This is a genomic window from Geobacter grbiciae, from assembly GCF_018531165.1.
GTDB classification, from domain to species: domain Bacteria; phylum Desulfobacterota; class Desulfuromonadia; order Geobacterales; family Geobacteraceae; genus Geobacter; species Geobacter metallireducens.
The window spans coordinates 47,360-60,185 of the sequence record NZ_JAHDIW010000019.1; the positions used below are offsets into that span (position 1 = coordinate 47,360).

The 12,826-nt window shown below is 62.6% G+C and carries 10 protein-coding genes and 1 pseudogene; 6 read left to right on the forward strand and 5 right to left on the reverse strand.

Going from position 1 to position 12,826, the window contains the following annotated elements; genetic code table 11:
• Positions 1-62: 62 nt before the first annotated feature.
• Positions 63-728 (reverse strand): peroxiredoxin, encoded by a 666-nt coding sequence (locus KJB29_RS16915; protein WP_246561823.1) that lies wholly within the window; start codon positions 726-728, stop codon positions 63-65.
• 156 nt (positions 729-884) lie between these two features.
• On the opposite strand from KJB29_RS16915, the gene KJB29_RS16920 reads away from it, so the two are divergent.
• Complete coding sequence (locus tag KJB29_RS16920) at positions 885-1,400, forward strand: peptidylprolyl isomerase (protein WP_215735519.1); 516 nt, start codon at positions 885-887, stop codon at positions 1,398-1,400.
• Between the two features lie 126 nt (positions 1,401-1,526).
• Here KJB29_RS16920 and KJB29_RS16925 read toward each other — a convergent pair whose 3' ends face one another.
• From KJB29_RS16925 to KJB29_RS16935, 3 genes are read right to left on the reverse strand one after another with little or no spacing between them, the layout of a single operon-like run.
• On the reverse strand, positions 1,527-3,587 hold the full coding sequence (locus tag KJB29_RS16925) for a diguanylate cyclase (RefSeq protein WP_215735520.1): 2,061 nt from the start codon (positions 3,585-3,587) through the stop codon (positions 1,527-1,529).
• Positions 3,588-3,613: 26 nt separating this feature from the next.
• Positions 3,614-4,996 carry a TldD/PmbA family protein gene (locus tag KJB29_RS16930; RefSeq protein WP_004511740.1) on the reverse strand — a complete coding sequence of 461 codons (1,383 nt, stop codon included), beginning with the start codon at positions 4,994-4,996 and terminating at the stop codon, positions 3,614-3,616.
• Positions 4,989-5,234, reverse strand: a complete 246-nt coding sequence (locus KJB29_RS16935) for a DUF4911 domain-containing protein (protein WP_004511741.1) — start codon at positions 5,232-5,234, stop codon at positions 4,989-4,991. Before KJB29_RS16935 ends, KJB29_RS16930 begins: the two co-directional genes overlap by 8 nt.
• Before the next feature lie 413 nt (positions 5,235-5,647).
• On the opposite strand from KJB29_RS16935, the gene KJB29_RS16940 reads away from it, so the two are divergent.
• From KJB29_RS16940 to KJB29_RS16955, 4 genes are all read left to right on the forward strand, one after another.
• A complete protein-coding gene (locus tag KJB29_RS16940) occupies positions 5,648-6,526 on the forward strand; it encodes a formylglycine-generating enzyme family protein (protein ID WP_004511742.1) in 879 nt (292 codons plus the stop codon).
• Positions 6,523-8,328 carry a DNA helicase RecQ gene (gene recQ / locus KJB29_RS16945; RefSeq protein ID WP_425514125.1) on the forward strand — a complete coding sequence of 602 codons (1,806 nt, stop codon included), beginning with the start codon at positions 6,523-6,525 and terminating at the stop codon, positions 8,326-8,328. Before KJB29_RS16940 ends, recQ begins: the two co-directional genes overlap by 4 nt.
• 58 nt (positions 8,329-8,386) lie before the next feature.
• The gene (locus tag KJB29_RS16950; protein ID WP_215735521.1) at positions 8,387-8,944 is read left to right on the forward strand and encodes a hypoxanthine-guanine phosphoribosyltransferase; all 558 of its coding nucleotides are present in this window, start codon (positions 8,387-8,389) and stop codon (positions 8,942-8,944) included.
• A 95-nt stretch (positions 8,945-9,039) separates the two neighbouring features.
• Complete coding sequence (locus KJB29_RS16955; protein ID WP_215735522.1) at positions 9,040-10,350, forward strand: NCS2 family permease; 1,311 nt, start codon at positions 9,040-9,042, stop codon at positions 10,348-10,350.
• An 89-nt stretch (positions 10,351-10,439) separates the two neighbouring features.
• Here KJB29_RS16955 and KJB29_RS16960 read toward each other — a convergent pair whose 3' ends face one another.
• A complete protein-coding gene (locus KJB29_RS16960; RefSeq protein ID WP_215735523.1) occupies positions 10,440-11,396 on the reverse strand; it encodes an HD-GYP domain-containing protein in 957 nt (318 codons plus the stop codon).
• A 253-nt stretch (positions 11,397-11,649) separates the two neighbouring features.
• Between KJB29_RS16960 and KJB29_RS16965 the strand changes: the two are divergent.
• A pseudogene (locus tag KJB29_RS16965) lies at positions 11,650-12,750 on the forward strand (S41 family peptidase); the annotation flags it as partial.
• Positions 12,751-12,826: the final 76 nt, after the last annotated feature.

Consider the following 12,826-nt stretch of genomic DNA (forward strand, 5'->3'; position numbering starts at 1 on the left):
GATAATTCTCCGATCTTACTCGGTTGCTCTGTTGCTCTGTGTTTCAAAGGATTATTACAGGTTTACTTGATCGTCTTCTCCCCCGGCTTCCACCCCAGGGGGCAGAGCTCGCCGGTCTGGAGCGCTTCCAGCACCCGGAGGGTCTCATCCACGCTGCGCCCCACCGAGAGGTTGTTCACCACCTGGTACTGGAGGACACCGTTGGGGTCGATGATGAAGAGCCCCCGCAGGGCTACCCCCTCCTTTTCGTCGAGGATGCCGTAGCGGGCCGTTGCCTCCTTCTTGTTGTCGGCCAGGAGAGGGTACTTCAGGTCGCCCAGGTCCCCCCGCTTGATCCAGGCCAGGTGGGAGTACTTGCTATCCACGGAGGCGCCGAGGAGTTGGGCATTGAGTTCCGTGAACCGGTCCATGGCCTTGTTGAAGCCAGTAATTTCCGTGGGGCAGACAAAGGTGAAGTCGGCGGGGTAGAAGAAGAGGACCACCCACTTGCCCCGGTAGTCGCCCAGGCTCACCTTCTTGAATTCCTTGTCCACCACCGCATCGAGGGTAAATGACGGAGCCGGTTCCCCCACCTTGGCCACCTCGGGAGCGGTGCGGACCATCCCCTTGTGGTGCTGGACCATGAGCTCCGTGGCCTTGGTCATGTCGTCGGCGGGGGCGGCGCAGGCTGTGCCCGCAAAGAGCGAGGTGGCGAGGATTGCAGCGAGTAGTGCTGTTATGCGGTTCATGGGAACCTCCTGGTGGGATTTATTGACGACGGAAACGTCACAAGCATATCCCCATCAAAGGAAGTTGCAAGTGGGCAGGGTGATTCAGAAAACGGTTCTCCTGCCACGGCTTTTGTGGTACAAGAGAGCGATTTTTCATCGAGAAAGGAGCACGCCATGGGCGAAGAAACCAATCCCCGCGTCGTCATCGAGACATCCCAGGGGAACATCACCGTCGAACTGTTCAAGGACAAGGCCCCCATCACCGTCCGCAACTTCATCTCCTACGTGAAGGAAGGGTTCTATGACGGCCTCATCTTCCACCGGGTCATCAAGAACTTCATGGTCCAGGGGGGCGGACTCGACGAGAATATGCAGCAGAAAAAATACAAATTTGCCATCAAGAACGAGGCCGCCAACGGTCTCAAGAACAACAGGGGAACCCTGGCCATGGCCCGGACCGCCGTGGTGGACAGCGCCACCTGCCAGTTTTTCATCAACCTGGTGGATAACGCCTTCCTCGATCACAAGGGGAAAACCCCTGATATGTTCGGCTATGCCGTGTTTGGCCAGGTTGTGGAGGGGATGGATGCGGTGGATGCCATTGCCCAGGTGAAGACCGGCAACAAGGCCGGCCACTCCGATGTGCCGGTGGAGCCGGTATTCATTACCAAGGCTGCGGTGGTGGAGTAGGCCGGATTTGTCCCCTCACCCCCGCCCCTCTCCCCTGTGGAGAGGGTGGCCGAAGGCCGGGTGAGGGGAAATAGAACAGGTTGAGGGCAGATAAAAAGGCCGTCCGAATCATCGGGGCGGCCTTTTTCATTGTGCGGTTGTCGCTGTCTTGAGGCGGGTGCCGTGTTCCTCCTCGGCCGGCGGTGGGCCGGAGATAACCACCCGGTTGCGTCCCTCCGATTTGGCGCGGTAGAGGGCCACGTCGGCGGCCTTGACAAGTACTGCCTCGGTGTTGCCGTCCTCGGGGAAGGAGGAGACGCCGATGCTGGCGGTGAGGCGCCCTTGGGGGAGGTTCTCCTCGTGGGGGAATTCCTCCCCCTCGATCTCGCGCCGAATCCGCTCGGCCACAAAAAGCGATTCCTTCTTGGAGGTTCCGGGAAGGATGATGCAGAACTCCTCTCCGCCGTATCGGGTTACCACGTCCATCTGCCGGGCGGTGTCGGAGAGGATTCGTGCCATTTTCTTCAGTGCCCGGTCGCCGGCCAGGTGGCCGCAGAGGTCGTTGTAGATCTTGAAGTTGTCCAGGTCGATGAGCATCACGGTGAGGGAGAGGTTCTGCCGGATGCTCCGGGCCAGTTCCTCTTCCATGCGACGCTTGAGAAAGCGACGGTTATAGAGGCCTGTCAGCGGGTCAGTGATTGACAGCTGTTCCAGGAAGTCAGCCCGCTCGATGGACAGGGCCCGCTCGATCATGATGGAGGCATGGTCGGCGAAGGTGATGAGCAGATTCAGGTCATCCTCGGTGAAAATCCCCTGATTCTTCTTGTCCGACAGGTTCAGAACGCCGGCGACGCTCTCCCTGAGCTTGATGGGGATGCTGACGAATGACTTTGTCTTGAAACGGGGACGGTTGGGGATGCCGATCCGCTTGTCCTTCTCGATGTCGTTCACAAGGAGGGGGTTGCCGCTGGCCGCCACCTTGCCGGCAATGCCGCTCCCCACCTGGACCACCATGCTCTGGGCCAGCTGCATGTTCATGCCGAGGGCCGCCTCGATTTTGAGGTTTTCGCCGTTTTCGTCGATGAACATGAGGGAGCCGCTGGAGGCATCCGCCAGGTCGGCCGCCATGGCGAGGATTTGCTCGTTGAGCTCTTCCTTGGAGGTGGCCCGGGAGAGGGCGGTGAACATGGTCATGAGCTTGGTTGCCTGGGCATTGTCGGCGGAGTGCTTTTCCTCCTCCCGCAGGCGCAGGAGTTTCGCCGAGGCCCGGTCGGCGACCAGTTGCACGAGGAGCTTGTCCCGGCGGGTGATGGCCGCATCGAAGAGAACCATGATGCCGAGAAAATCACCGTTGGAGGCGAAGCGGATGCACAACCCCTGATTGGCGGCGATTTCAGGGAAGAGGGTCCGGCACTCATCGTCGAGGGTGACGACGTTCTCTTTCCGGTTGCGGGGAAAGATCGACAACGCCCGTGCCGCCGGCATGGTTCCCAGGTCGGGCTCCATCCCCCAGAGCCCCTTCATGGAGAATGTGCTGTTCCCTTCGGGGGAGAGCATGGCGATCCGGCCGATATCGAAGAGGATGCCGATGGTCTCGCTCAATAGCCCCAGGACTTCGTCGGCGGTCTTTGCCGCGTCGATGCCGCCGGCAACCCCGGAGATGGAGGCGAGCCGCCGCATGGTATTCTCGAAGATGAGGGAGTGGATGTTCCTGCCCAGGAGCGTCGGAAGCAGTTCGTGAATCTTGCGGGCAGTTTCGGCCACCTCCTCCTCGGTGACGGCGGGGAGGTTTTCCAGCTCTTCCAGAAGGGCAACAGCGTCCACGCTGTCTGTCTGGGCGAGGGATTCCATGGGGACCAGGTCGACATCTTTCTCCCTGACTCCGCCGCCGATGAGGCAGGTGAAGGGGATATCCCTCCCCCGGAGCGGCACGGCAAAATTGAGGAGTCCTGTCTGACACCGGAAGACCACCGCCCTGTTTTCGCCCATGGCCCTCTGGACTGCCTCTTCCACGGCCGTCTGGCAGGCCTTGCCGCAGAGCAGGCTCTGGGCGATGGCCTCGCAGACGGGGAAGAGGGACCGGTAGAGCGGCATTCCCCCTTCTGTCTCGGCGCAGAAGGTCAGCTGGTAGGGCGCGAGGAAGGGGTACGATTTGAGTACCTCAAGCAGCTCCACCGGCTGGATTGTAGTCAGTTCAGCATGGTGCACGATAGTTGTCCCGTTTCTTCCAAAGGTCAGGCGGCTCCGCCCACGGTTATTTCCTCGATGAGCAGCGTCGGCTGGGCATCGGACACCGGCACCCCCTGGCCGTCTTTGCCGCAGGTGCCGATGCCGAAGCCCAGGTCGCTTCCCACCTTCACGATCTTTTTCAGCACGTCGGGGCCGTTGCCGGTGAGGGTCGCACCCCGGACCGGTTCGGTCACCACCCCGTTTTCGATGAGGTATCCCTCGGAAACCTCGAAGACGAAATCCCCGTTAACCGTGTTCACCTGCCCGCCACCCATCTTGCGGACGAAGAGCCCCTTTTCGACCCCTCGGACGATCTCCTCCGGCGAGCTTTCCCCCGGCGCGATCAGGGTGTTGGTCATCCGGACGATGGGCTTTGCGTGGTATCCCTCCCGCCGGCCGTTGCCGGTGGAGGCGCACCCGTCCTTCATGGCGGAGAGACGGTCGTAGAGGTATCCCTTGAGGATGCCGTTTTCCACGAGCACGGTCCGCTGGGCCGGCGTCCCCTCGTCGTCGAAGGAGAAGGAGCCCCTGGCGTTGGGGATCGTGGCGTCGTCGATGACCGTCACCAGAGGCGAGGCCACCTGCTCCCCCACTTTGCCGGTGTAGACCGACATGCCGCTGCCGGCCAGGTCCGCTTCGAGGCCGTGTCCGATGGCCTCGTGGACCATGGTTCCCCCCGCCTCGGAAGAGAGGACCACCGGCATCAGCCCACCGGGGGCCTTGCGGGCGCCGAGCATCATCACGGCTCTCCGGGCAGCCGCCAGGGCAACCTCCTCGGGGCTCCGCTCCCGGAAGATCTCGTGACCCATGAATCGACCCACGGGCTCGTACCCGGTCTGGATTACATCTCCGTCCGCCGCCACTACTTGCGTCAGGAAGAGGGTGCCGGTCCGGAGAGCCTCCGTGAAATCACCAAGCGAATTGGCGATCTGAGTTTTGACGGCGCCGTCGCGGTAGACGGCCGTAACTTGGCGTATTCTTTTGTCGAAACCGCGCGCCGCCGCGTCGCCCCGGTTCACGAGCGCAACTTTGTCCTGAAGTGGTACGTTATCTGGCGGAATCTCGATGGGGAAGCCCGGTCCAACGAGCTTCGTCCGCATGTCGATGGCGCGGCCGAACTGCTCTCCCTTTACCGCCCTGCTCACGGTCTCAGCCAGCGCCAGGAGGGCCGTTTCGGTCACCTCGTTGGTGTAGGCGTAGGCGGTGCGCAGGTCCGAGATGACCCTGATCCCCACCCCCCGATCGGTGCCGGCGAGGACTTTCTCAATCTTTCCGTCTTCGCAGATAATGGAGGTGCTTGAGCCCTCCTCGTAGTATATGTCCGCGAATTCACCGCCTCCCGCAAGGGCGCGGCGCAGGATGACACTCAGGTTCATTCCGTCAAGCATGGCTGGAAAACTCCGTGGCTGACACCTCTTTGATAGCAATTTCGGTGCCGAGCGATTTGAGGAGGGCGTCTAATGTTCCCGCGAAATAACTATTATACGTGATGACGACAGTGCTGGTTTTCCGGTCAGCCGTACTGAGGGTGGCAAGGCCTTCGTAGGCTTCCACGATGAACTTCAGGTAGGCGAGGTCATGGCGCGGAACCTGGAAAAAGCGGGTGATTTCAGTGGGCTGGTACACGGTGCTCCCGAGAATGATAATTTGTACTTTTTAACACGCAAGTACTTAAAAAACAACATAAAAAAGTGTGCTTTGCAATGGCTGTATTACTCGGTGGTTAGCAGCCCGGCGGGTTAAATTCGTTGCCTCCGGGGCCCCTGGCGCGTAAAATGCGTTCGGTTTGCAGCAACCAGTTTTTCCTCATCTGAATTCTATTTTGTCGCACGGTGTCGGAAGGGGTGGAACTCTCGCTCCGAACCGATCCAGCGTCACCAGCCGGTCTTCGTGGCACGTAAACAGCTATTCCCGAGGCTTTCCCTCCGCTAGTGCCTAAGGTGGTTTTTTGCGGGGATCGCTTCTCCGCGAGAGCTCCACCCCTTCCGGGGACTAGCGGTGGAAAATGTGACATAAGTAGAACTAAAGGAGTATCGGATATGATGAATACCCACCGTCTGGCCACGGGAGCGGCGCTCCTGGCATTTCTCGTTATTGTATCGCCATTGGCTGCCGAAGTGAAACCCGCGGCAAAAGTTTCTTCGCCTCCCCCCGCGGCCGGCTCGGTTTTCCGCGATCGCCTGAAGAATGGCTCCTCCGGTCCCGAGATGGTGGTCATCCCCGCCGGCAAGTTCCGGATGGGGGCCATCTTCGGCGGCGGCGACCCCGACGAGAAGCCGGTCCACTGGGTATCAATCGCCCGCCCCTTTGCCATGGGGAAGTATGAGGTGACCTTCGGGGAGTACGACCGGTTTTGCGATGCCACCGGCCGGGAGAAGCCCAAGGACGGCCGTCGCTGGTTCGGTCCTCTCTCCCGGGACTGGGGCCGGGGACGGATGCCGGCCATGAACGTCAGCTGGGAGGATGCCGTAGCCTATGCCAAGTGGCTGTCGGAGCAGACGGGGCAGAAGTACCGGCTCCCCAGCGAGGCCGAGTGGGAGTTCGCGGCCCGTGGCGGCAAGGATACCCCCTTCTGGTGGGGGGGAACCGCCGGCGAAAAAAGGGCCAACTGCAAGGGGTGCGGCAGCAAGTGGGACAACAAGAAGGGTGCGCCGGCGGGCTCCTTCGCCGCGAATCCCTATGGCCTCTTCGATACGGCAGGCAACGTCTGGGAATGGTGCCTCGACACCTGGCACGACAGCTATACCGGAGCTCCCACTGACGGCTCCCCCTGGCTCGGCGGCGACGACACCCGCCGCGTCCAGCGGGGGGGCTCCTTCGGGAGCAAGGTCCGTTACATCCGCTCCTCGGCCCGGGGACGCGGCGCCCCCGATGGGCAGTATGTCTATCTCGGCTTTCGGGTGCTGAGGGAACTGTGATCGCCAACAATCCCCTCGACACCCTCCGGACGGTCTTCGGCTACCGCACCTTCCGCCCCTTCCAGGAGGAGATCGTCACCCGTCTCATCGGCGGCGGCGATGCCTTTGTCCTCATGCCGACGGGGGGCGGAAAGTCCCTCTGCTACCAGATTCCGGCCATCCACCGTCCCGGCGTCGGCATCGTGGTCTCTCCCCTCATCTCCCTCATGAAGGACCAGGTGGATACGCTGCGGGAGAACGGCGTGGCGGCCGCGGCCTACAATTCCGCCATGGGCGAGCGGGAGGCCCGGCAGGTCCTGGCCCGGCTCCACGCGGGCGAGCTGGATCTCCTCTACGTGGCGCCGGAGCGGCTCATGACCGACGCCTTCCTGGAGCGGCTCCGGGAGATCCCCGTGGCCCTTTTCGCCATCGACGAGGCCCACTGCGTTTCCCAGTGGGGGCACGACTTCCGCCCCGAGTACGTGGGGCTGGGGCGGCTGCGGGGGCTCTTCCCCGGCGTGCCGGTCATCGCCCTCACCGCCACCGCCGACGTCCAGACCCGCAGCGACATCATCGACCGGCTGGGGCTTCGGGACGCCCAGGTCTACGTCACCGGCTTCGACCGGCCGAACATCCGGTACACCGTGGTCGATAAGCAGAAGCCCTTTCACCAGCTCCTGGCGTTTCTGGGGAACCGCCCCCAGGATGCCGGCATCGTCTACGCCCTCTCCAGAAAGCGCGTGGAGGAGGTGGCCGGCAAGCTGCGGGATGCCGGCATCGAAGCGGCCGCCTACCATGCGGGGCTGGCCGACGGCGAGCGGAGCCGGGTCCAGGAGGCGTTCCTGCGGGATGATGTCCGCGTTGTGGTGGCCACTGTCGCCTTCGGCATGGGGATCGACAAGCCCAACGTCCGGTTCGTGGTCCACTACGACCTTCCCAAGAACATCGAGAGCTACTACCAGGAGACGGGTCGGGCCGGGCGCGACGGGCTGCCGGCCGAGGCGCTCCTTCTCTTCGGCTACGGCGACATCGCCGTTTCCCGTTCCCTCATCGAGTCCGGCAACAATCCGGAACAGGTGCGGATCGAGCTCCACAAGCTGAACGCCATGGTGGGGTTCGCCGAGGCCGGCACCTGCCGCCGGGAGGCGCTCCTTGGCTATTTCGGCGAGCGGCTTGCCGAGCCGTGCGGCAACTGCGACCTCTGCCTCGATCCCCCCGAGAGCTTCGACGCCACCGAGGATGCCCGCAAGGCCCTCTCCTGCGTCTACCGGGTGGGGCAACGCTTCGGCATGGGGCACGTAATCGATGTACTGCGGGGCTCGAAAAACGAGCGCATCCAGCAGCTGGGCCACGACCGCCTCTCCACCTACGGCATCGGCGCGGACCGCTCCGCCGAGGCGTGGGGAAGCATCATCCGCCAGCTTATTCATCGCGGGTACCTGGAGCAGGACCTGGCCAACTATTCGGTGCTGAAGCTGACCCCGGCGGCCCGCCCCCTGTTGCGGGGGGAGGTGAGCCTGACCCTTGCGAAGCCCCGGGTGAAGGTTGCCCCGGTCAAAAAGGAGCCGAAGCGTAAGGGTGCAGTGGCGTCGCTGGCCGAGGGGGACGAGGATCTCTTCCAGGCGCTGAGGGCTCTCCGCAAGCGGCTGGCCGACGAGCAGCAGGTTCCCCCCTATGTCATCTTCAGCGACGCCACGCTGGTCGAGATGGCGACCCTGCGTCCCGCAACCATGGACGACCTCCTGCGGGTGAACGGGGTAGGGGAGCAGAAGCTCGGGCGCTACGGCGCGGCGTTTCTTGAGGCGATTCGGAACAATTCGTGAGTAGTTGTTTCTGAGCGAAATTTTCATTTCCACTATTTATCAACGCCCGGAGGTTCCCATGTCCGTCACCCTCGACGAGGTAAAACAGGTCTACGCGGAGGCCGACTGCCTTTTCACCGTTCCTCAGGTTGAAGAGACCATCGACCGGATGGCGCGGGAGATCACCGCACGGCTGGCCGATGCCAACCCCGTCGTCTTCTGCGTCATGAACGGGGGGATCATCGTTACCGGCAAGCTCCTGCCGAAGTTGGAGTTCCCCCTGGAGGCGGAGTACCTCCACGCCACCCGTTACGGCCACAAGCTCTACGGCACCGTCCTCGACTGGAAGGTACGGCCGACCAAGGAACTGAAGGACCGCACCGTCCTCATCATCGACGATATCCTGGACGAGGGGGAGACCCTGGGCGCCATTGCCGACTGGTGCCGGGGCATGGAGGCGAAGGAGGTGCTGACGGCCGTCCTGATCGACAAGGAGCATGACCGCAAGGCCCGTCCCGACCTGGTCCCCGAGTTTGTGGGGCTCAGGACGCCGGATCGCTACCTCTTCGGCTTCGGCATGGACTACAAGGGGTATTGGCGGAACGCGCCGGGGATTTTCGCTCTCAAAGGGTTCTGAAACGCGGCACCGGCCCCTCACTCCCAGCCCCTCTCCCCGGGGGAGAGGGTGGCCGCAAGGCCGGGTGAGGGGGATGCTCGAGGTTGTTTCCTTATATGAATTTCGTTGCTTCGTTTTTCCGTTTCGACCACTACCGTACCAGCTTCCGGAAGGAGACCGTGGCCGGGATCACCACGTTCCTGACCATGGCCTACATCATCATCGTGAACCCGGCCATCCTGGAGGCGGGGGGGATCCCGCGGGGGCCCCAGACCACGGCCACCATCCTGGCCGCGGTCTTCGGCTGCGTGGTCATGGCGCTGTGGGCCAACCGCCCCTTCGCCATCGCCCCCTACATGAGCGAGAACGCCTTTGTCGCCTTCACGGTGGTGAAGACCCTCGGTTATACCTGGCAGACGGCCATGGGCGCGGTCTTCGTGGCCGGCATCGTCTTTTCCATTCTTACGGTCTTCAGGGTCCGGAGCTGGCTGGCAGAGGCGATCCCCCTCTCCCTCAAGTGTGCCTTTGCCGTGGGGATAGGCCTCTTCCTCACCTTCATCGGCCTCAATGAGACCGGCCTCGTCACCCTGGGGGTTGCCGGGGCGCCGGTGAAGATGGGGAACATTGCCGCGCCGTCGGTGCTCCTGGCGGTCTTCGGCTACCTTCTTACCGTCTTCCTCATGACGCGGCAGGTCCGCGGGGCCATTGTGATCGGCATCGTGGCCACCACGGTCCTCTCCATCGCCTTTGGCGTGACCCCCATGCCGAAGGAGTTCGTGAGCCTCCCCCCCGACATCTCGCCGATCCTCTTCCAACTGGATATCGGGAGCGCCTTCGAGATCCGTTTCTTACCGGTGGTCCTCACCATTTTCATCATGGCGTTCCTGGACACGGTGGGGACCCTCATCGGCCTCTCCATGCGGGCCGACCTCCTGGACGAGCACGGGAATCTCCCCGAGATCGAGAAGCCGATGCTGGCCGACGCCCTGGCCACCACCGTGGCGCCGCTTCTGGGGACCACCACCACCGGCGCCTACATCGAGTCGGCCGCCGGCATCGAGGAAGGGGGGCGCACCGGCTTCACGGCCCTCGTCGTGGCGGGGCTTTTCCTCCTGGCCCTCTTCTTCGCCCCGCTGTTCACCATCGTCCCTTCCCACGCCTACGGCATCGCCCTCATCGTCATCGGCTCCTTCATGATAGAGCCCATCAAGCGGATCGCATTCGATGACTTCACCGAGCTGGTTCCCGCCTTCCTCACCATCGTCCTCATGATTTTCACCTACAACATCGGCGTCGGCATGAGCACGGGGCTCCTCACCTATCCGCTCCTCAAGGCCGCAGCCGGCCGGGGGCGCGAGGTGCCGGCCGGCATGTGGGTGCTGGCGCTCCTGGCGGTGTCGCTCTTCGTGTTCTTTCCCAAGATGTGATCATGCAACGAAAAAGGCCCGCCGAGTGCGGGCCTTTCAGTGTGGGGAAGCCGTGTAGCAGCTGTCGCGACGTTGCCGGGGAGGTTTCGTCAGGCTTTACCTTTCCCTTTGACAACGTCCGCAAAGCGATAGAACAAATCCGGGCTGAAAGCGCCTCCCACCTCGTCTTCCATGATCCGGAGGGCTTCCGTTCCGGGGAGGGCGGTGTGCTTGGGACGGTCGGTGGTCATGGCGCAGTAGGTGTCGCAGAGGGCCGCCAGTTGGGCGCTGCGGGGGATGTCGTCTCCCTTGAGGCCGGCGGGGTAGCCGCTGCCGTCGTATTTTTCGTGATGGTGCCGCACGATGGTCAGCGAAACCTCGCTCAGGGTGCCGGCGCTTTGCAGATGCTCGTATCCCTTCTGGGCATGCTGCTTCGCCTTGTGGTACTCGATATCGGCCAGGGCGTCCGGTTTGTCGAGGAGTTGGCCGGACAAGAAGACCATTCCTACGTCGTGGAGGAGGGAGCCGATCCCCACGTCAATCATTTCGTCCTGGTTCAAGCGGAAAAGCCGGTCGTGGACCAGCATCATCAGGGTGGCCACCTGGACGCTGTGGGTGAAGATGTAGTAGTTCTGGGACGTGATGGCCTGGAGCGCCTTCAGGGCGTCTTCGTGCCCCGCCACGTACTTCATGAGGTGGCGGATCAGGCTCCGGCAGCGGATGATATCCGCGGTCTTGCCCGGTTCATCAAAGACGTCGGTGACGTAGTTGGCGGCGGTCTGGTAGAGGATGGTCCCCTTGGCGTTGCTGTCGATGTCGTCCCGCGCCAGGAGGGTGTCCAGGTTCTGTTCAAGGTATTCGGTCACCGCGTCCATGTCGCCGCTTCTCACGTAGAGGAATGAGGTGTTGGTCCGTTCGAGCCGGTGCCGGTCCTCCTCCGTGAACTGCCGGTCATGGTTCTTGTACAGGATGTAATTGCCGCTGTTCCTGACGTAGAGGGCGATTTCCGGGAAGTAGGAGGGTGAGACGGATGCGAGGGAAAGGGGTCGGTAGAAACGGCTTTTCATGGAAGGGTCCCTGATGTATTCATGGGGCTATTGAAACGCACAGTATGTTGATTTGTCAAGAGTTTCATTGATCGATGAGAGTGTCGCGCAACCGGCTGAATTTCCTGAGGATGGCGCTTTCGGTTGCCTCTGCCGAATTTCTTCCGTCTCCGGTCCCGGCGATTGACAAGAGAAGACCGGGGCACTACAGTAGGTGTCATTATGCCGGTTCGGCCGCAGCTGGCAGCCGGTGCCGCCGACGGATGGAGATTCGATGGTGCAGACGAGAACGAAGATTACCCTGGGACTCATGGCTGTGATTGCCTGCCTCGCCTTTGGCGGTGCCACCCTCTGGCGGCTTGCCGCGACCGCCCCCGACCGTGAGGCGGGAGCCTCCCTGAAGCTCCTGGCCGAAGTGCTCCGCCAGGTGGAAGAGAACTACGTGGAGAAGGTGGACCGGAAGAAGCTCCTGGAAGGGGCCGTCAACGGGATGCTCGCCGCCCTCGATCCCCACAGTGCCTATCTTCCTCCCGAGCCGTTCTCGGAGATGAAGGTGGAGATATCGGGCTCTTTCGGCGGCCTCGGTATCGAGATTGCCCTGAAGGAGGGAAAGCTCACGGTTATTTCACCCATTGAGGACACCCCCGCCTGGCGGGCCGGCATCAAGGCCGGAGACCATATCTGGAAGATCGACGGCACCCCCACCCGCGACCTCACCATCGTTCAGGCGGTGAAGAAGATGCGGGGGGAGCGGGGGACGAAGGTGACTCTCACGATCCTGCGCAATGGCGAAACGGAGCCCCGGGAGTTTCCCCTCGTGCGGGACATCATCCAGACCAAGAGCCTCAAGGCCAGGAGCCTGGAGCCCGGGTACGGCTATGTGCGGATCAGCCATTTCCAGGAGCGGACCGGAGAGGATTTCGCCAATGCCCTGCGGAACCTCAGGGCCGAGAACGGCGGTACTCTCAAGGGGCTCGTGCTCGACCTGCGCAACAATCCCGGCGGGCTTCTGGAGGTGGCGGTGGCGGTGGCCGGCCGCTTCGTGGGTGAGCGGCTCGACAATGGCCTCATCGTCTACACCGAGGGGCGTGAGGAGTTCGCCAAGCGGCGTTTCAGCGCCACCGTTGGCGAGAAGGAACCCCCGTATCCCCTGGTGGTGCTCATCAACAGCGGCAGCGCCAGTGCCTCGGAGATCGTGGCCGGCGCGCTGCAGGACTATGGCCGGGCCGTCATCATGGGAACCCCCAGCTTCGGCAAGGGGTCGGTCCAGACCGTAATCCCCATGAAGGACGGTGCCGGGCTCAAGCTCACCACGGCCCTCTACTACACTCCCAAGGGGCGCTCCATCCAGGCCAGGGGGATCATACCCGACGTCTGAGGTATCCTGATGACGATGGACACTCCCGCTTGGTAAACTACCGAGAGGGAGGTAAACATGAAACAGCAGCAGC